Below are 19073 nucleotides of genomic sequence, written 5' to 3'. Positions count from 1 at the left end.
ATTGGGGGTTGGCTGATCCGGGGCAGAGGTTGGCTCGACTTGGGGGAGTTCGAGCCATCCCGCTCAGGGAGGTAAGCGGGAAGCGCCGGGCTGCAGCGCTTAATTCCTGTGACTGCCTGACGCGCTAATGGTTCAGTGTTTTTCTCGGGTAAAAGCGCAAAAAAAAAGCCCCGCATCGCAATGGCGAGACGGGGCCAGGCTTGGGCTCGACTTGGGGGAGTCAGAGCATCCCGCTCAGGGGGCCAAGCGGGGAGCGCCCCATCCGGGACGCTTAACCCGATGGACAGGGTCTTCAGGGGAAAGTTCTGGTCCCGAAGACCAACGGAACATGGATGTGCCAAAACGTGAAACACATCTCACTGGAGTCGCGGTAGACCTCAGTGCGCATCGTCCCAATTGGTGCCTACCCCCACGTCCACCACCAGCGGCACCTCCAGCTCGGCAGCCTGACACATGAGGCGGTCAAGTGCCTCACGCACCGTGTCCACGGCCCCCTCATCCACCTCGAACACCAGTTCATCATGCACCTGCATGATCATGGTCAGTGGCTGCCCGGAGGACTGGATCCAGGCATCCACTGCCAGCATGGCCCGCTTGATGATATCCGCCGCCGTCCCCTGCATGGGGGCGTTGATGGCCAGACGCTCCGCCTGATTACGCACCTGGGCATTGCGGGCCTTGATCTCCGGCAGATACAGACGACGACCGAAGACCGTCTCCACATACCCCTGCTCCCGGGCCCGGTCCCGGGTGTCGTCCATGTAGGCCTTCACTCCCGGATAGCGGGCGAAGTATCGATCCACATACTCCTGGGCAGCCCCGCGCTCGATGCCCAGTTGCCGGGCCAGTCCGAAGGCTGACATGCCGTAGATCAGACCAAAATTGATGGCCTTGGCAGCCCGCCGCTGCTCCCCGGTGACCTGATCCAGGCCCAGGGACCAGACCTCGGCGGCCGTGGCCTGGTGGATGTCCATGCCCTGATTGAAGGCCTCCACCAGGCCTTTGTCGCCAGACAGATGGGCCATGATGCGTAATTCAATCTGCGAGTAGTCGGCGGCCATGAGCACCCGGCCCGGCGGCGCCACGAAGGCCTGGCGGATGCGTCGTCCCTCAGGCGTGCGCACGGGGATGTTCTGCAGATTGGGCTCGGAGGAGGACAGTCGCCCGGTGCTGGTCACCGCCTGATGGTAGGACGTATGCACCCGCCCTGTGTCGGGGTCGATACGGCCCGGCAACTTGTCGGTATAGGTGGACTTGAGCTTGGAGAGCCCGCGATGCTCCAGGATCAGCCGGGGCAGCGGGTAATCTGCGGCCAGCTGTTCCAGAACATCCTCCGCCGTGGAGGGCTGACCCTTTGGGGTCTTGCGCACCACCGGCAGTTTCTGGCGTTCGAACAGGATCTCCTGAATCTGCTTCGGAGAGCCCAGATTGAAACTGCCACCGGCCACCTCGTGGGCCTCGCGCTCGATCTCTCCCATGCGGTCGGACAGTTCGTGGCTCTGGGTGAAGAGCAGATCCGCGTCCACCCGTACGCCGGCCCGCTCCATGCGCGAGAGCACGGGCACCAGAGGGATCTCCAACTCCTCGTAGACGCGCCGCTGTCCCGTCTCGCCCTGGAGCCGCCCCCAGAGATACTCATGCAGGCGCAGGGTCACGTCCGCATCCTCGGCTGCATAGGGAGCAGCCTCGTCCAGGCGCACCTGGGAGAAGGGAATCTGCTTGGCTCCCTTGCCGGCAACCTCTTCGTAATGGGTTGTGCGGATCCCCAGGTGCCGATCAGCCAGGGTATCCATATCATGGCGGCTGGCAGTGCTGTTCAGCACATAGGACGAGAGCATGGTGTCGTGGGTGATGCCACGCAACTCGATCCCGTGATTGAGCAGCACATTGCGATCATACTTGAGATGATGACCCAGCTTGGGCCGGCTATCGTCCTCCAGCAGCGGCTTCAACCGGGCCAGGGTTTCCTCAAGGGGCAGCTGCCGGGGGGCATCGGCATAATCATGGGCCAGGGGCAGATAGGCGGCCTCGCCCGGGCGCACCGAGAACGACACACCCACCACCCGGGCCTGCATGTAATCCAGGCTGGTGGTCTCGGTATCGAAGGCGAACAACTCCGCCGTTTGCAGCCGCTCAAGCCAGCGATCCAGCTGTTCCTGTTCGAGCAGAGTCTCGTACTCCACAGGCGCCCCTTCGGTAGCCGCCTGCTCAAGCTGCGCCTGCCCGCTCGACTGATGGCCATCCAACTCCTTGAGCCAATGGCGAAATTCAAAGCGTTCCAGCAAGCCGCGCAAGGTTTCCGACTCAGGTGGTTGCAGATTCAGCCCCGCAGGGGTCAGATCCAGGTCCAGGTCACAGCGCACCGTGACCAGTTCCCGCGACAAGGGAAGGCTGTCCAGGCTGGCGCGCAGGTTCTCGCCCACCTTGCCCTTGATGCCGTCGGCATGGGCCATGATGGCATCCAGATCCCCATGGGCCTCAAGCCATTTCACCGCCGTTTTGGGGCCCACCTTGTCCACCCCGGGCACATTGTCCGAGGTATCCCCCACCAGGGTCAGGTAATCCACAATCAATGAGGGGGGCACACCGAAGCGCTCCTTCACGCCAGCCTCGTCCAGCGTCGTACCGGTCATGGTGTTCACCAGGGTCACGCCGGGTTCTACCAGTTGTGCCAGATCCTTGTCCCCCGTGGAGATCACCACATCCATGTCCCTTCGCCGGGCCTGACGGGCCAGGGTGCCGATCACGTCATCCGCCTCCACCCCTGGCACCACCAGGAGGGGGATGCCCATGGCCCGCACCAGTTCATGCAGCGGATCCACCTGCGCCACCAGCTCGTCGGGCATGGGCGGACGATTGGCCTTGTACTGCTCGTAGAGATCATCGCGGAAAGTGCGCCCCTTGGCATCGAAGACCACGACCATGTGCTCGGGCTGATAGTCACTGATCAACCGCCGCAACATATTGGCCACCCCCAGCACGGCCCCGGTGGGCTCCCCCCGGGAATTGGACAAGGGCGGCAGGGCATGGAAGGCGCGGTACAGGTAGGATGAGCCGTCCACCAGGACCAGGGGCTTGCTGTCAGTCACGGGTTGTTCTCTTGCTTTGGGTACGAGGTCGATGGGGGCCGGCATCGCCGGAGAACCCCATTGTGGCCCGATGCGGAAAAATGACCAAACAATGCGGTTTGCCAAGGCCAGGGAACACGATATGCTTCGATCAAACAATGGAACATCGAGCACATCATGAAGCGTGACCAGCGAGCCGCCCATCCAGGCCTGCAACCCATGGATGACACCATGCTCACCCGTGAGAGCTGGAAGATATTCCAGATCATGGGCGAATTCGTGGAAGGCTTCGAGCGCCTGGCTCGAATCAAGCCCTCGGTGAGCATCTTCGGCTCCGCTCGCATCCCACCGCAAAGCCCCACCTACCAACTGGCCGAGAAGATCGCCCGGGACCTGTCCGATGCCGGTTTTGCCGTGGTCAGCGGCGGCGGCCCCGGCATCATGGAAGCCGCCAACAAGGGGGCCTTTGCGGGCAAGTCACCGAGCATTGGCCTGAACATCAACCTGCCCCATGAGCAAACCGCCAATGCCTATCAGGACGTCTCCCTGGACTTCAGGCACTTCTTCTCCCGCAAGGTGATGTTCGTCAAATACGCATCGGCCTATGTGGTCCTGCCCGGCGGTTTCGGCACACTGGATGAGATGGCGGAGATCCTCACCCTGGTCCAGACGGACAAGACCCGCCGTATCCCGATCATCCTGGTGGGCTCGGACTTCTGGAAGGGACTGCTGGACTGGTTTGAGAACACCCTGGTGGCACAGGGGACCATCAACCAGGAGGACCTGGATCTTTACACCGTGGTGGACGATGCCAAATCCGTGGTCGACGCCATCTTCAACTTCTACGAATACGGCGGCCTGGAACCCACCAGCGAAGAGCGCGAGAGGCTCATGGACCTATGAACACGCGTCACGCCCTCACCGCCCTGGCCCTGACCGCCTGCCTGGCCACGCCCCTGTCAGCCCAGGAGCAGGCCGCACCGCCTCCCCCGCCCCTGCTGGACGATTCGACCCGGGTCACTCGGGAACTGATGGAACCCCAGGTCACCATCACCGAGCGCGTGGGAGAGCGCATCGAGGAATACCGACTTCAGGGCGAGCTGTACATGATTCGCGTACAACCAGACAATGCACCGGCCTATTACCTGGTGGACACGGACGGCGACGGCCACCTGGAAACCCGGATGGATGAACTGGACCCCAAGATCCTCATCCCAGCCTGGGTGATCTTCAGTTTTTGAAAAACACAACGCCCCCTGGCATTCCGACACCGCCCACCTTTCAGCCCGCCGACGGATCCAGGTTCGTCAACTCACGCCAGCGCGCCAACTGAGACTGGAAATCCTGATAGGAACGAATCACCCGCCGAGCGGTGCTGTCCTCGTCGGCCATCTCTTCCAGTACCTCATCCGTCAGGCGTCGCAACGAGGCCAGCACCGGCTCAGGGAAACGCTGCACGGGCACATCGTACACACTGATGAGCTCATCCAGGGCCTGTTGGTTGCGGGCTGTAAACTCCATGAGCATGTGGTCACTGGCCACCCGACAGGCATGTGTTACCGCCTGTTGAAGCCCGGACGGCAACGCCTCGTAGGCCTCACGGTTGATCAGCGCCTCCACCAGCGAGCTGGGCTGCTGCCAGCCCGGATAGTAGTAATGCCAACCCCATCGGTGCAGCCCCAGATCCCTGTCCCCATAGGGCCCCACCCACTCGGCCGCGTCGACGCGCCCCCCTCGCATGGCCTCAGGAATGTCATCACCCGCCATGGACACCACCCGGGCACCGGCGCGACGCATGACCTCCCCCCCCAGCCCGGACATGCGAATCGACAACCCTTCCAGATCCGACAACTCGCGAATCTCCTGCTTGAACCACCCCCCCATCTGGGCACCGGTATTCCCACACGGAAAGGGAATCACATCGAAGTGCCGGTAAAGATCCCGCCACAACGCCAGCCCACCCCCCTGATACAGCCAGGCATGGGTCTCCTGAGCATTCATGCCAAAGGGCACCGACGTGAATAACTGAGCCGCAGGGCCCACATCCTCCCAGTAATGGGCTGCCCCATGACCGATCTCCGCCGAGCCACGCGCCACGGCATCAAACACCTCCAGCGCCGGCACCAGATCATCGGCCCCGAAGACCCGTACCGAGATACGCCCCCCGGAGAGCTCATTGATGGCGCGGGCCAGATACTCGGCACCCGCTCCCAGCCCCGGCGAACCATGAGGCCAGGCGGTCACCATGCGCCAGTGAAACCGCAACCCCGTATCCCGCACCCCGGTACTCTCACCATTGGCCTCCGGCGAACCGCAGCCCGCCAACGCCCCCGCCGAAGCCAGGGCCGCCAGACCACCCGCCTTACCCAGAAATTCCCTTCGCCGCATGAAAGACCTCACTGGATGTCTTCTTGATCGAATCTCTGAAGCCAATACCACCACGATGCAGGCCGCTGGTGGGTGGTATCCCTGAGAGCGGGCGTTCGCCGCATGGATGCGGCGGTCGAGCTTACAGGGAGGTATTCACGGCGTCCCGCGGCCAGGGATACCGCCCACCAGTGGCCGGCGCAGCACCCCACTATGCCGCACCCCGATGCCCAACGAACACCCAGACCTCAAGCCACAGGCTCCAGCTTCGCATATCCCACCACCAGCCACTTGGTACCCGCCCCGTCAAACCGCACCTGCACCCGCGCCGACGACCCCTGACCCTCGCAATCCAGAATCACCCCCTCGCCGAATTTCTTGTGCCGCACCCGCGCCCCCAGGGCCAACCCATCCGCCGGCGGTTCCTTGACCCGTTTGGCCCGCACCGGCTCCGCCACCGGCCGCCGCAGCGTCGCCCGCGGACGCACATCCTCCAGCAACCCCTCCGGCAACTCCGCGATAAAACGCGAAGGCGCGTTATAACTCTCTCGCCCATGCAAACGCCGGCTCTCCGCATGGGTCAGCACCAGACGACGACAGGCCCGAGTGATCCCCACATAGGCCAGGCGGCGCTCCTCCTCCAGCCGACCCGGCTCATCCAGCGACATCCGGTGCGGGAACAACCCTTCCTCCATCCCCACCAGAAACACCAGCGGGAACTCCAGGCCCTTGGCCGAATGCAGCGTCATCAACTGAACACAATCCTCCCAGGCATCCGCCTCGCCCTCACCGGCCTCCAGGGCCGCATGGGACAGGAACGCCGTCAACGGGTTCATGCCCTCATGCCGCTCCGGATCATGGACAAACCCCCGGGCCGCGCTGACCAACTCATCCAGGTTGTCCAGCCGCCCCTGGGCCTTCTCACCCTTCTCCGCCGCATAGTGGGCCTTGAGACCAGAATGCTCGATCACATGTTCCACCTGCTCGTGCAGATCCAGATCCGCGCAGGCAGCAGCCATGTCATTCATCAGCGTCCTGAATCCCCTCAGGGCATGACCCGCCCGAGCCGTGAGGGCGCCCTGCTCCAGCAGGCTGCCAGCGGCATCCCAGAGAGACACCCCCTGCTCCCGGGCCTGTTGACGAATCATCGCCACACTGCGCTCACCCAAGCCTCGCGTGGGTTGATTGATCACCCGCTCCAGGGCGGTGTCATCGGCGCGCGACGCCACCAGTCGCATGTAGCCCAGGGCATCCTTGATCTCGGCACGCTCGAAAAACCGCAACCCCCCATACACCCGGTAGGGGATGCCCGCCTGGATGAGTGTCTCCTCCAGCACCCGCGACTGAGCGTTGGAGCGGTAGAGAATGGCCACCTCACGACAGGCCCCACCCGCCTCCCGCCAGCTGCGGAGCTGGTCGGCGACAAACCGGGCCTCGTCATACTCGTTGAAGGCGCCGTAGAGAGTGATGGGCTCCCCCTCCAGCCCATCGGTCCACAACTCCTTGCCCAGGCGCGAGCCATTCTGACGAATCAGGGTGTTGGCCGCTCCGAGAATGGTCGCAGTGGAGCGGTAATTCTGCTCCAGTCGCACCGTCAGGGCACCGGGGAAGTCTCGGGTGAACTGCTGGATGTGCTCGATACGGGCACCGCGCCAGCCATAGATGGATTGGTCATCATCACCCACGGCGAACACTGGAGTCTGCTCCCCGGCCAGAAGGCGCAGCCAAGCATACTGAATATCGTTGGTGTCCTGGAATTCATCCACCAGCAAGTGGCGGAAGCGGCTGCGGTAATGCTCCAGCAGCGTCGGGTTGTCACGCAGCAACTCCAGGCTGCGCAGCATGAGCTCGGCGAAGTCCACCACCCCGGCCCGCTGGCAGGCCTGCTCATAGGCCGTGTAGAAGCGGATCATCTGCCGGTTCACCGGATCACCGGTGTCCTGCATGTGCGCCGGACGCACCCCCTCATCCTTGCGGCCATTGACGAACCACTGCATCTTGCGTGGCGGCCACTGGCTCTCGTCCAGCTCCAGAGACTTGAGCACGCGTTTCACCAAGCGGTACTGATCGTCCGAATCCAGGATCTGGAAGTTCTCCGGCAACCTGGCCTCGCGCCAGTGGGCCCGCAGCAGGCGATGGCACAGGCCATGAAAGGTCCCCACCCAAAGCCCCCGGGGCGGCATCCCCAGCAGCCCTTCCAGACGCCCACGCATCTCGTTGGCCGCCTTGTTGGTGAAGGTGACGGCCAGAATGCTGTGAGGCGAGAGACCCTCCGCCTGGATCAACCAGGCGATGCGATGCACCAGCACACGGGTCTTGCCGCTGCCGGCGCCGGCCAGCACCAGGATCGGACCAGAGGGGCTGCCCACCGCTTGGCGTTGGGCCTCGTTCAGAGAATCAAACACAGGGGAAACATCCATGGGCGAATCTTATCAAAACCTCGACTCCCGGAACGCACCACTTGCCAGTTCGCCGTTTAGGGTCGAGACTTGATCCTGAGCACAACGCAAGACAGGCATCCCACACCCCACAGCGCCCACAGACAGACACGCCCATGACCAAGCCCAGCCAAGCCCGCGACATGCAGTCCCAATGGGACTCCTCCTTCCTGGACGCGGGCAACGCCGCCTATCTGGAACAACTCTTCGAGGCCTACCAGCAGGACCCTGCCCAGGTCCCGGAGATCTGGCGACAGCACTTCGACGACATCACCCACGGCGGACGCGACACCTCGGTGCTCCACAGCCAGGTGCGGGAGGAATTTCGCGAGCTGGCCGAGGCCGGCCCCGGACGTGGCCTGCCCATGGGCAGCCTGGAACACGAACGCAAGCAGGTTCGGGTGTTGCAGTACATCAATGCCTACCGGTTCCTCGGACACCTGCAGGCGGATCTGGACCCGCTGGGTCTGGCTCAGCCGACATCGCTTCCGGAACTCACCCTGGAACACCATGAGCTCTCCGAGCAGGATCTGGGCACCGTATTCAATACCGGCTCCCTGGTGGGCCCCGATGAGGCCCAGCTCAGGGAGATCATGCGCATCCTCACCGGCACCTACTGCAAGACCCTCGGTGCCGAATACATGCATATCACCGATACCGGGGAAAAGCGCTGGCTGCAGCAAAAGCTGGAATCGGTGCGCGGCGAACCTCAGTTCAGCGACGAACGTCGGCGCTATATCCTGGATCGCCTGACCGCTGCCGAGGGCCTGGAGCGCTACCTGCATAGCCGCTACGTGGGCCAGAAGCGCTTCTCTCTCGAGGGCGGGGAGAGCCTGATCCCACTGCTGGACGAGATCATTCACCGGGCGGGCGAGCAAGGCGTCAAGGAGACCGTCATGGGTCTGGCCCACCGCGGCCGCCTTAATGTGCTGGTGAACATCCTCGGCAAGTCCCCGGCTGAACTCTTCCAGGAATTCGAGGGCACGGGGCGCCGCCACCCGGGCACTGGCGACGTGAAATACCACCTGGGGTTCTCCTCGGATCTGCAGACGCCGGGAGGCTCCATGCATGTGGCCCTGGCCTTCAACCCATCCCATCTGGAGATCGTCGGGCCCGTGGTGGAGGGGTCGGTGCGGGCGCGCCAGAACCGGCGGGGCGACAAGGAGGGTGATCAGGTTCTGCCCCTGGTGATCCATGGTGACGCCGCCTTTGCCGGCCAGGGCGTGGTCATGGAAACCCTGAACATGTCCCAGACCCGAGGTTTTGCCACCAAGGGCACAGTGCATGTGGTGATCAACAACCAGATCGGCTTCACCACCAGCACCCTCAAGGATGCTCGCTCCACACCCTACTGCACCGACGTGGCCAAGATGGTGAACGCCCCCATCCTGCACGTGAACGGCGACGATCCTGAGATGGTGATGTTCGCCGCCCAGATCGCCCTGGACTACCGCATGACCTTCAAGAAGGATGTGGTCATCGACCTGGTCTGCTATCGGCGACAGGGTCACAACGAGGCGGATGAGCCCGCAGTGACGCAACCGGCCATGTACCGGTGCATCAAGGAGAGCCCCACTACCCGGGCCCGTTATGCCCGGCGCCTGGAACAAGCGGGGGTCATCGATGATGACGAGGCCCGCTCGATGGAGACCTCCCTGCGCACCCGACTGGATACCGGCGAGGGCATCATGCCCTACCTGCTGGAGGACAACGATCAAAGCTATGACAAATCGGTGGACTGGAAGCCCTTCCTGGATCAGGACTGGCGTCAAACGGCCCAGACCCGGGTGGGAAAGGACACGCTGAGGGACCTGTGGAAGCGCATCGGCGACATCCCCGAAGGATTCGACATCCACCCCCGGGTAGCCAAGATCATGGACGATCGCCGCAAGATGGCTGCCGGATCCCTGCCCCTGGACTGGGGCTTTGCCGAGACCAGCGCCTATGCCGCGCTGCTGGCCGAGGGTTATCCGGTCAGGCTCACCGGCCAGGACAGTGGTCGGGGCACCTTCTTCCACCGACATGCCGTGCTGTTCAATCAGAAGGACGGAGACCGCTGGATCCCGCTGCGACATGTGTCGGATCGGCAGGCGGATTTTCTGGTGATCGACTCACTGCTCTCCGAGGAAGCGGTACTGGCCTTCGAATATGGCTATGCCACCGCCACACCCAACACCCTCACCCTGTGGGAGGCCCAGTTTGGAGACTTTGCCAACGGCGCCCAGGTGGTCATTGACCAGTTCATCAGTTCCGGTGAACAGAAATGGGGCCGCCTGTGCGGCCTGGTGATGCTGCTGCCCCACGGCTACGAAGGCCAGGGTCCGGAGCACTCTTCGGCGCGCCTGGAGCGCTACATGCAACTGTGCGCACAGAACAACATGCAGGTATGCGTCCCCACCACGCCCGCGCAGATCTTCCATCTGCTACGCCGGCAGATGGTGCGCCCGTACCGCAAGCCCCTGGTGGTCATGACGCCCAAGAGCCTGCTGCGCCACAAGCTGGCGGTCAGCAGCCTGGAAGATCTCACCGAGGGTCGTTTCCACAATGTGATCGGCGAGATCGATGATCTGGATCCGAAGGGCGTGACCCGGGTGGTCATGTGCTCCGGCAAGGTCTATTACGACCTGCTCGAACGCCGCCGCAAGGAAGAGAAGCACTCGATCGCCGTGCTGCGTATCGAGCAGCTCTATCCCTTCCCGGAGGAAGATCTGTCCCGTGCCCTGGATGTCTTCCCCAACGCCAAGGAGTTCTACTGGGTGCAGGAAGAACCGCTCAATCAGGGTGCGTGGTATTCCAGCCAGCATCACATGCGCACCCTGCTTGGCCCTGACCGTTACCTGCAGCATGTGACCCGGCCCGCCAGTGCGGCACCCGCCGTGGGACACCTGGATGTGCACGTGAAGCAGCAGGAAGCCCTGATCGAACGCGCCCTGCGTCAGTCGTAGGCAGCGATCATCCCATCGCGCCAGTGGACGCATTCATTGATACCCTCGGCAGAGCCACCGCCCATGACCCTCTCGCCGAAACCAATAAGGACAAAATGATATGAGTACAGAGGTCAAGATCCCGCAACTTCCCGAATCCGTGTCCGATGCCACCATCGTCTCCTGGCACAAGCGTCCCGGTGACGCCGTTCAGCGGGACGAGATCCTGGTGGATATCGAGACCGACAAGGTGGTTCTCGAGGTCCCCGCGCCCCAGGACGGTGTCATGGAAGACATTATCGAAGACGAGGGATCGGTGGTCACCGCCGGGCAGGTGATTGGCCATGTGAAGGCTGGCGAAGAGACGGATTCGGGCGGCAAGGGGTCGGGCAAGAAGAAGTCCGGCAAGAAAGACAGCGGCAAGGACAAGCAGGCGGACAAGGACAACAAGCCAGACAGCGACGCCGGGGAGGCAGCGAGCTCGTCACGAAGCCAGACCGGGGATGATCCGGCCCTGAGCCCCGCGGTACGCAAGCTGATCAACGAACATGACCTGGATGCGGGGCAAATCCAGGGCAGCGGCAAGGGTGGACGCATCCTCAAGGAGGACGTGGTCAAGCACCTGGAAGAGATGGATACCGACTCCGCCCCGACACCCGAGCCCAAAGCCGAGTCCAAGAGCGATCAGGACGCACCCGCCGCACAGGCAGGGAAGAAGCCGGCGGCGGCCCCTCCGGCCAGCAGTGCCAGCACCGCCGGCGGACGCACAGAGAAGCGCGTTCCCATGACCCGGCTCCGGGCACGGGTGGCGGAGCGGCTGGTGGAAGCCCAACAGACGGCGGCCATGCTCACCACCTTCAATGAGGTGAACATGAAGCCGGTCATGGAGTTGCGAGCCCAGTACAAGGATCGCTTCGAGAAGCGTCACGGCGTGCGCCTGGGTTTCATGTCCTTCTTCGTCAAGGCGGCCACCGAGGCGCTCAAGCGCTTCCCGGAAGTGAATGCCTCCATCGACGGCAAGGACATCGTTTACCACGGCTATTTCGACATCGGCATCGCCGTCTCGGCCCCTCGAGGCCTGGTGGTGCCCATCCTCAGGGATACGGACAGCCTCACCATGTCGGATGTGGAGCGCAACATCAATGAGTTTGGCAAACGGGCCGAATCAGGCAACCTGAGTATGGAGGATCTTACCGGGGGCACGTTCACCATCTCCAACGGTGGCATATTCGGCTCGCTGCTCTCCACCCCCATCATCAATCCGCCGCAAAGCGCCATCCTGGGCATGCACCGTATTCAGGAGCGACCCATGGCCGAGAACGGCCAGGTGGTGATCCGTCCCATGATGTACCTGGCCCTGTCCTATGACCATCGCCTGGTGGATGGACGGGAGGCCGTGCAGTTCCTGGTCACCATCAAGGACATGCTGGAGGATCCGGCCCGCCTGCTGCTGGAGGTGTGACCCACCCCCCGCAGCCTGAAATCATATGCCGGCTCTCGGGCCGGCAACACCAGACATCGACAAGAAAGATCGGGAGCCAGACATCATGGCAGAACAGGAATATGACGTAGTGGTCATCGGTGGTGGCCCGGCCGGCTATGTGGCCGCCATCCGCTGTGCCCAGTTGGGCCTGAAGACGGCCTGTATCGACCGCTGGCAGGACCCGGAGGGCAAGGAGCGTCTGGGCGGTACCTGCCTGAACGTGGGGTGCATTCCCTCCAAGGCCTTGCTGGAATCTTCCGAGTTGTACGAGCACAGCCAGAAGCACTTGCAAACCCATGGGGTGCGTTGCGGCCAGGTGGAACTGGATCTGGCCGGGATGATGGCACGCAAGGATCGTCTGGTGAACAACCTCACCCAGGGTATCCAGGGGTTGTTCAAGGCCAACCAGGTGGAGTGGTTCAAGGGCCACGGCCAGCTTCAGGCAGAGCGCCGGGTACACTTCACCAGCCACGATGGCAAGGAGCAGATGCTGCAGGCCAGGCATGTGATCCTGGCCCCGGGCTCTTTTCCCGTGGAGCTGGGCTGCGCGCCCTTTGACCGGGAATACATTGTCAGCTCCACCGGTGCCCTGCGCTTTGCGGAGGTGCCCAAGCGCGTGGGGGTGATCGGTGCCGGTGTGATCGGCCTGGAGTTGGGTAGTGTCTGGCGGCGCCTGGGTTCCGAGGTGGTGATGCTGGAGGCGCAGGACCGCTTCCTGTCCTTCTGTGATGATCAGGTGGCCAATGAGTCGCTGAAGATCATGAGCAAGCAGGGCCTGGACATCCGTCTTTCGGCCCGGGTGACTGCCACAAAGGTGGACAAGGACAAGGGCCAGGTCTCGGTGGTGTATGAGGATGAGAACGGCCAGCATGAGGAACGCTTTGATCGTCTGGTCGTCTGTGTGGGACGACGGCCAGCCACCGATGGCCTGATCAGCGGCCCGGTGGAATTGGCCATGGATGAGCGTGGCACCATCCATGTGAACGAGCACTGTGAGACGACCCTGCCCGGGGTATATGCCATCGGTGATGCGGTACGCGGGCCGATGCTGGCCCATAAGGGTTCCGAGGAAGGCGTCATGGTGGCGGAGCGCATTGCGGAGATGGGCAGCACGGTGAATTACGACACCATTCCCAATGTGATTTACACCTTGCCGGAGATCGCCTGGGTGGGTCGGACGGAGCAGGATCTGAAAAAGCAGGGTATTCCTTATGCCGCCGGGGTGTTTCCCTTTGTGGCGTCGGGCCGGGCCCGGGCCATGGAGGATACGACGGGGTTTGTGAAGCTGCTGGCCCACTCGGAGACGGATCGCATTCTGGGGGCGCATATCATCAGTTCACGGGCTTCGGAGTTGATCGCCGAGTGTGTGATCGCGATGGAGTTCGGGGCCTGCAGCGAGGATCTGGCACGCACGGTGTTTGCCCATCCCACCCTGTCGGAGGCGATCCACGAGGCGGCCCTGGCGACCCTGGGGCATCCGCTGCATATTCCGCCCAAGGGGAAGCGGGGGTAGTCTCCACGGGTCGTTCGCGAACGACCCGTGAGGGGCCTGGGGCAGCGAGTGCATCAGGTTCAGGCTTCGGGGCGTCAGATACCCCGGCCGCGGGCGCTTCCCGAAGCGCCCCTACTGGGATCGAGCCTTCCCCAACATCGTGCCCGGTAGGGGTCGTTCGCGAACGACCCGTGGGAGGCCTGGGGCAGCGAGTGCATCAGGTTCAGGCTTCGGGGCATCAGATACCCCGGCCGCGGGCGCTTCCCGAAGCGCCCCTACTGGGATCGAGCCTTCCCCAACCAGCTTGCCCGGTAGGGGTCGTTCGCGAACGACCCGGGCGGCGGCTCCCGACGTTACGACTCCTGCAGAGCCGACCGTTTCCAGACGGCGCCCAGCAGGAAGGCCAGGCCCAGGGTGCCCAGGACCCAGGCGGGCCAGGGGACAGTGAGCAGTTCCGGCATCTCCGGGGACTGGGAAGTGAGCAGCACGGCACCCAGGGCCAGGGCGCTGCCCATCACGGCATAGACCGTGCGCCGATTGGAGGCACGGATCTCTCTCTGCAATTGGTATAACTGGGCCTGCTGCAGGGCCTGGCGCTCATCTGCGGTGGCCTGCTGGCGCAGGGTCTCGTGGATGAGTCCCGGCAGGTCGGGGGCCTTTTCCAGGATGAAGGGAAGATTGCGTCTCAGGCCCTTGACCAGGGCCCGTACACCCACCTGCTCGTCCATCCAGCGCTGAATGAAGGGGCGGGCCGTCTGCCACAGGTCCAGTTCAGGGTAGAGGTCGCGACCCATGCCCTCGATGTTGAGCAGGGTCTTCTCCAGCAGGACCAGCTGGGGCTGCACTTCCATATTGAAGCGTCGAGCCGTCTGGAAAAGGCGCACCAGGACGTGGCCGAAGGAGATGTCCTTGAGGGGTTTTTCGAAGATGGGTTCGCAGACAGTGCGGATGGCACCTTCCAGGTCGGCCACCCGCACATCGGACGGAACCCAACCGGACTCTACGTGCAGTTCCGCCACCCGGGCATAGTCGCGGTTGAAGAAGGCATAGAAGTTTTCTGCCAGGTAGCGCTGGTCAGCCGGTGACAGGGTGCCGACGATGCCAAAATCCACTGCCAGGTAGCTGGGGTCGGCGGGGTCGGTGGCGTCGATGAAGACGTTGCCCGGGTGCATGTCGGCGTGGAAGAAGTTATGGCGGAACACCTGGGTGAAGAAGACCTCGACACCACGCTCGGCCAGCAGTTTGAGATCCACGCCCCGGGCCTTGAGGGTGGCCACGTCGGACACGGGTACCCCGTGGATGCGTTCCATCACCATGACATTGCGACGGCAGTAGTCCCAGTGCACCTCGGGGGTGTAGAGCACATCGGAGCCTTCGAAATTGCGACGCAGCTGTGAGGCGTTAGCGGCCTCCCGGAGCAGGTCCAGTTCGTCGATGATGGTCTGTTCGTACTCGCGCACCACTTCCACGGGCCGCAGGCGCCGCCCCTCGGGCCAGTAGCGTTCCGCCAGTTCGGCGATCACGTACATCAGTTCCACATCGCGACGGATGGCCTTCTCGATATGGGGGCGCAGCACCTTGACCACCACCCGTCGTCCGTCATGAAGGACCGCACCATGCACCTGGGCGATGGAAGCCGAGGCCATGGGCGTGGCCTCGAAGGAGGCAAACAACGTCTCGATGGGATAGCCCAGGGCCTTTTCGATGATCGCCCGCGCCTCCTCATTGGGAAACGGGGGCACCCGATCCTGCAAACGCGAGAGTTCATGGGCGATGTCGTCTGGCAGCAGATCGCGCCGGGTGGAGACCATCTGCCCGAACTTGATGAAGATGGGGCCAAGATCCTCCAGAGCACGGCGGATGCGCTCGCCTCGCTCATAGGGCACCGTGCGAAACCAGTTCCACGGGGCCAGATAGAGCAGGAAACGCACCGGCCGGAACAGACGGATCGCCAAAACCACCTCATCCAGGCCATGACGGATGAGCACGCGGTTGATGGTCACCAGCCGGAGCAGCTGGGCGGGATGCAGGTGCTGCAGCATTTAGGTTCTCATGATCTGGCCCGGTCCCGGGCTTGTTCGAGGCGCTGGATGCGCGCCTCCAGGCGGTCGGCGTCGCTACGCAAACCATCCACTCCATCCATGAAGGCCTCCACCTGCGCACGGGCTGGCAGGGTCTGGGTCTCTTCCTGAAGGTATTCGGCCACGTCTCCGCGAAAGGATTCGCGAGCACGCTGAAGCCAGGACTCGAACTCCCGAAAGGCTTCACCGGCCCGGTGGGCAAACAGGTCGCCGGTGAATCGTGACAGCAGTTCCTCCCAGTCCAGGTCCACCCGGCGCAGCAGGTCATTGAAATGCCGCGCCAGTTCCACGTCCCCCACCAGGGTGACGGATTCGGGCATGCGGGCGGTGGGTTCGCTGGCCAGCAGGCCGGCCAGGGCCAGGGGGGTGCCGGCAATGTGCGCGTCCGGGTCCCCATCGAACTGTCCGGAGACCTGCAGGGTTTCCTCACCGGGGACGAAATACAGGGTCACGCCGACGCCGCTCACGTGCAGCGCCACCACGCCCCCCTTCAGGGCCGCCAACCGCTGACGACTGCCCGGATCCATGGAGAGATACTGGTTGATGGCCCCTTCCAGCAGGGCGGTGACCGGTGTCGGTGCGATGGTCATGTCAGCTCTCCTGTACACGTGGCTGTTTGGGTGGGTGCATGGTGGGCGCGCGCCCGTCATGCCTACAGCTTGTAACCCTTGTGCAGCGCCACCACGCCCCCCGTGAGGTTGTGGTAGTCACATCGCTCGAAGCCGGCGGTTTCCATCATCTGCTTGAGGGTTTCCTGATCCGGATGCATGCGGATGCTCTCCGCCAGGTAGCGATAGCTTTCGGCATCGTTGGCCACCAGCTTGCCCATCATCGGTAAGGCCTTGAAGCTGTAAAGATCGTAGATCTGGCTGAAACCCTTGGAGGTGGGCTGGGAGAACTCCAGCACCAGCAGCTTGCCACCGGGCTTGAGCACCCGCAGCATGGAAGCCAGGGCCTTGTTCTTGTCGGTGACATTGCGCAGGCCGAAGGCGATGGTGATCAGGTCGAAATAGTCATCCGGGTAGGGCAGGCACTCGGCATTGCCCTGCACGTAGTTGAGGTTTTCCACCAGCCCCTCGTCCACGAGACGGGCGCGACCGCATTCCAGCATGGAGGCATTGATATCACACAGCACCACATGGCCTTTGGGGCCGACGATGCGTGAGAATTTCGCCGCCAGGTCACCGGTCCCACCGGCCAGGTCCAGAATCTTCCAACCCGGGCGCGCGGCGGCCACTTCGATGGTGAAACGTTTCCAGGCCCGATGGATCCCCATGGACATGAGATCGTTCATCACGTCATAGCGCTGCGCCACCGAGTGGAACACCTGCCCCACCCGCTTGGCCTTTTCCGTTACCGGCACACGTTCGTAGCCGAAATCAGTGGTCTTGTCGTCGGACATGCCTGCTCCCGTTGTCAGCCCTTACGCTGGTGACCCGCGGCCGCCAGTCGCTCCAGGTACTTTTCCCACAGCTGGTCCTGATGGGCGCCCAGGTGGTAGAGGTAATTCCAGTCATAGATGCCGGTGTCGTGCCCATCGGAAAACACCAGCTTGATGCCGTAATGGCCTACCGGCTCGATACCGGTGATGTTCACGTCTTCCTTGTCCACCTGCAACACCTCCTGTCCCGGCCCGTGGCCGGTGACCTCTGCCGAGGGCGAGTGCACCCGCAGGAACTCGCAACCGAGCCGGTGCGTTTCGCCATCCGTATAGACCAGTTCCAGAACGCGCGACTGCTGGTGCAGCCGGATATCGGTGGGGCGGTGCTTGGCGGTCATCGTATTGATACTCCCTCGCCGAGGGAACGCCCCCCCGACCGGTGAGGAACCCTAGAGGATATAACGGCTCAAGTCCTCGTCCTGAACCAGATCATCCAGGCGCTGGTTCACGTAGTCGGCATCGATGCGGATGGGGCTGGAGCAGTCGGGGGCCTCGTAGGAAATCACCTCCACGACCCGTTCCATCACGGTATGCAGTCGCCGAGCACCAATGTTTTCGGTGCGCTCGTTCACCTGGAAGGCGATCTCCGCCAGACGCCGCACCCCATCGTCGGTGAACTCCACGGTCACGCCCTCGGTGGCCATCAAGGCGGCATACTGCTCGGTCAGTGAGGCCTTGGGTTCGGTGAGGATGCGCACGAAGTCTTCGGCGGTCAGGGCTTCCAGTTCCACCCGGATGGGCAGTCGGCCCTGCAGTTCGGGGATCAGGTCGGAAGGTTTGGAAAGATGGAAGGCGCCGGAGGCAATGAACAGGATGTGGTCGGTGTGCACCGAGCCCACCTTGGTGGTCACGGTACAACCTTCCACCAGGGGCAGCAGATCGCGCTGCACACCCTCGCGGGAGACATCGCCGCCACTGTATTCCCCCTTGCGCACCACCTTGTCGATCTCGTCCAGGAAGACGATGCCGTTCTGCTCCACATGGGAGACGGCACGCAGCTTGATGTCCTCATCGTTGAGCAGGCGCGCGGCCTCCTCATCGGTGATGAGCTTGAAGGCTTCCTTGATCTTGAGCTTGCGATTACGGGTACGCTGCCCACCCAGGTTCTGGAACAGCCCCTGCAGTTGGCTGGCCATGTCTTCCATACCCGGGGGTGACATGATCTCCACGCCGGAGGGAATGGCCTGCACCTGGATCTCGATCTCCTTGTCGTCCAGCTTGCCTTCGCGCAGGCGCTTGCGGAATTTCTGCCGGGTCTCGTTATCCTGGCGGGTAGGTTGGGGTTCTTCCGCCATGAAGCCGGTGCCGCTGCTGCGCGGTGGCGGCAGCAGGGCATCCAGAATGCGCTCCTCGGCGGCCTCCTCAGCGCGGGGGCGCATCTTTTCCATTTCCTGCTCGCGCACCATCTTCACCGCGGCCTCCACCAGATCGCGGATGATGGATTCCACGTCCCGGCCCACATAGCCCACTTCAGTGAACTTGGTCGCCTCCACCTTGATGAACGGGGCATTGGCCAGACGCGCCAGGCGCCGGGCAATCTCCGTCTTGCCCACCCCGGTGGGGCCGATCATGAGGATGTTCTTGGGAGTGACTTCCCGGGCCAACTCCGGCGGCAGCTGCTGGCGGCGCCAGCGATTGCGCAAGGCGATGGCCACCGAGCGTTTGGCAGGATCCTGACCGATGATGAAGCGGTCCAGCTCCTGAACGATTTCTCTGGGTGTCATCTCAGACATGGGAACATCCCTTCATAAGACATGGGGACTGGGGTTTGACCGCAAT

General features: G+C 63.2%; 13 protein-coding genes. 5 read left to right on the top strand and 8 right to left on the bottom strand.

The features are described from left to right. Nucleotides 1-377: 377 nt before the first annotated feature. Complete coding sequence (polA, locus tag LPW29_RS07370) at nucleotides 378-3134, bottom strand: DNA polymerase I (protein ID WP_238627478.1); 2757 nt, start codon at nucleotides 3132-3134, stop codon at nucleotides 378-380. Between the two features lie 111 nt (nucleotides 3135-3245). Between polA and LPW29_RS07365 the strand changes: the two genes are divergently transcribed. Both LPW29_RS07365 and LPW29_RS07360 read left to right on the top strand, forming a co-directional pair. Beyond that, a complete protein-coding gene (locus tag LPW29_RS07365) occupies nucleotides 3246-3971 on the top strand; it encodes a TIGR00730 family Rossman fold protein (protein ID WP_238627477.1) in 726 nt (241 codons plus the stop codon). After that, nucleotides 3968-4309: a DUF2782 domain-containing protein gene (locus LPW29_RS07360; RefSeq protein WP_238627476.1), complete on the top strand. Its 342-nt coding sequence runs from the start codon at nucleotides 3968-3970 to the stop codon at nucleotides 4307-4309. The genes LPW29_RS07365 and LPW29_RS07360 overlap by 4 nt, the downstream gene beginning before the upstream one ends. 40 nt (nucleotides 4310-4349) lie before the next feature. On the opposite strand, the gene LPW29_RS07355 is transcribed toward LPW29_RS07360, so the two are convergent. Together LPW29_RS07355 and uvrD are read right to left on the bottom strand one after the other, a co-directional pair. Then, nucleotides 4350-5456: a TRAP transporter substrate-binding protein gene (locus LPW29_RS07355; protein WP_238627475.1), complete on the bottom strand. Its 1107-nt coding sequence runs from the start codon at nucleotides 5454-5456 to the stop codon at nucleotides 4350-4352. Between the two features lie 227 nt (nucleotides 5457-5683). After that, on the bottom strand, nucleotides 5684-7855 hold the full coding sequence (gene uvrD, locus LPW29_RS07350; protein WP_238627474.1) for a DNA helicase II: 2172 nt from the start codon (nucleotides 7853-7855) through the stop codon (nucleotides 5684-5686). Between the two features lie 134 nt (nucleotides 7856-7989). Between uvrD and LPW29_RS07345 the strand changes: the two genes are divergently transcribed. From LPW29_RS07345 to lpdA, 3 genes are all read left to right on the top strand, one after another. Continuing rightward, nucleotides 7990-10818: a 2-oxoglutarate dehydrogenase E1 component gene (locus LPW29_RS07345; protein WP_238627473.1), complete on the top strand. Its 2829-nt coding sequence runs from the start codon at nucleotides 7990-7992 to the stop codon at nucleotides 10816-10818. 100 nt (nucleotides 10819-10918) lie between these two features. Next, nucleotides 10919-12259, top strand: coding sequence for a 2-oxoglutarate dehydrogenase complex dihydrolipoyllysine-residue succinyltransferase (gene odhB / locus LPW29_RS07340; RefSeq protein ID WP_238627472.1), 1341 nt, complete (start codon nucleotides 10919-10921; stop codon nucleotides 12257-12259). Nucleotides 12260-12344: 85 nt separating this feature from the next. Then, nucleotides 12345-13793, top strand: a complete 1449-nt coding sequence (gene lpdA, locus LPW29_RS07335; protein WP_238627471.1) for a dihydrolipoyl dehydrogenase — start codon at nucleotides 12345-12347, stop codon at nucleotides 13791-13793. A gap of 332 nt (nucleotides 13794-14125) precedes the next feature. Here lpdA and ubiB read toward each other — a convergent pair whose 3' ends face one another. The 5 genes from ubiB to hslU form a co-directional block, all read right to left on the bottom strand. Continuing rightward, a complete protein-coding gene (ubiB, locus tag LPW29_RS07330; RefSeq protein ID WP_238627470.1) occupies nucleotides 14126-15814 on the bottom strand; it encodes a ubiquinone biosynthesis regulatory protein kinase UbiB in 1689 nt (562 codons plus the stop codon). 8 nt (nucleotides 15815-15822) lie between these two features. Continuing rightward, nucleotides 15823-16443: a ubiquinone biosynthesis accessory factor UbiJ gene (locus LPW29_RS07325; protein WP_090251861.1), complete on the bottom strand. Its 621-nt coding sequence runs from the start codon at nucleotides 16441-16443 to the stop codon at nucleotides 15823-15825. A 62-nt stretch (nucleotides 16444-16505) separates the two neighbouring features. Then, complete coding sequence (gene ubiE, locus LPW29_RS07320) at nucleotides 16506-17255, bottom strand: bifunctional demethylmenaquinone methyltransferase/2-methoxy-6-polyprenyl-1,4-benzoquinol methylase UbiE (RefSeq protein ID WP_238627469.1); 750 nt, start codon at nucleotides 17253-17255, stop codon at nucleotides 16506-16508. A 14-nt stretch (nucleotides 17256-17269) separates the two neighbouring features. Next, nucleotides 17270-17632 carry a gamma-butyrobetaine hydroxylase-like domain-containing protein gene (locus tag LPW29_RS07315; protein ID WP_090251857.1) on the bottom strand — a complete coding sequence of 121 codons (363 nt, stop codon included), beginning with the start codon at nucleotides 17630-17632 and terminating at the stop codon, nucleotides 17270-17272. Nucleotides 17633-17683: 51 nt separating this feature from the next. Beyond that, nucleotides 17684-19027 (bottom strand): ATP-dependent protease ATPase subunit HslU, encoded by a 1344-nt coding sequence (gene hslU / locus LPW29_RS07310; RefSeq protein WP_090251855.1) that lies wholly within the window; start codon nucleotides 19025-19027, stop codon nucleotides 17684-17686. Nucleotides 19028-19073 lie beyond the last annotated feature (46 nt).

The organism is Ectothiorhodospira sp. 9100, assembly GCF_022227565.1.
GTDB classification, from domain to species: domain Bacteria; phylum Pseudomonadota; class Gammaproteobacteria; order Ectothiorhodospirales; family Ectothiorhodospiraceae; genus Ectothiorhodospira; species Ectothiorhodospira marina.
This window is presented reverse-complemented; position numbering and strand designations above follow the sequence as displayed.

What these genes read in the sequence shown, in the direction of transcription:
- polA (WP_238627478.1), bottom strand. Translation starts at nt 3,134, where the DNA reads ATGCCGGCCCCCATCGACCTCGTACCCAAAGCAAGAGAACAACCCGTG.
- LPW29_RS07365 (WP_238627477.1), top strand. Translation starts at nt 3,246, where the DNA reads ATGAAGCGTGACCAGCGAGCCGCCCATCCAGGCCTGCAACCCATGGAT.
- LPW29_RS07360 (WP_238627476.1), top strand. Translation starts at nt 3,968, where the DNA reads ATGAACACGCGTCACGCCCTCACCGCCCTGGCCCTGACCGCCTGCCTG.
- LPW29_RS07355 (WP_238627475.1), bottom strand. Translation starts at nt 5,456, where the DNA reads ATGCGGCGAAGGGAATTTCTGGGTAAGGCGGGTGGTCTGGCGGCCCTG.
- uvrD (WP_238627474.1), bottom strand. Translation starts at nt 7,855, where the DNA reads ATGGATGTTTCCCCTGTGTTTGATTCTCTGAACGAGGCCCAACGCCAA.
- LPW29_RS07345 (WP_238627473.1), top strand. Translation starts at nt 7,990, where the DNA reads ATGACCAAGCCCAGCCAAGCCCGCGACATGCAGTCCCAATGGGACTCC.
- odhB (WP_238627472.1), top strand. Translation starts at nt 10,919, where the DNA reads ATGAGTACAGAGGTCAAGATCCCGCAACTTCCCGAATCCGTGTCCGAT.
- lpdA (WP_238627471.1), top strand. Translation starts at nt 12,345, where the DNA reads ATGGCAGAACAGGAATATGACGTAGTGGTCATCGGTGGTGGCCCGGCC.
- ubiB (WP_238627470.1), bottom strand. Translation starts at nt 15,814, where the DNA reads ATGCTGCAGCACCTGCATCCCGCCCAGCTGCTCCGGCTGGTGACCATC.
- LPW29_RS07325 (WP_090251861.1), bottom strand. Translation starts at nt 16,443, where the DNA reads ATGACCATCGCACCGACACCGGTCACCGCCCTGCTGGAAGGGGCCATC.
- ubiE (WP_238627469.1), bottom strand. Translation starts at nt 17,255, where the DNA reads ATGTCCGACGACAAGACCACTGATTTCGGCTACGAACGTGTGCCGGTA.
- LPW29_RS07315 (WP_090251857.1), bottom strand. Translation starts at nt 17,632, where the DNA reads ATGACCGCCAAGCACCGCCCCACCGATATCCGGCTGCACCAGCAGTCG.
- hslU (WP_090251855.1), bottom strand. Translation starts at nt 19,027, where the DNA reads ATGTCTGAGATGACACCCAGAGAAATCGTTCAGGAGCTGGACCGCTTC.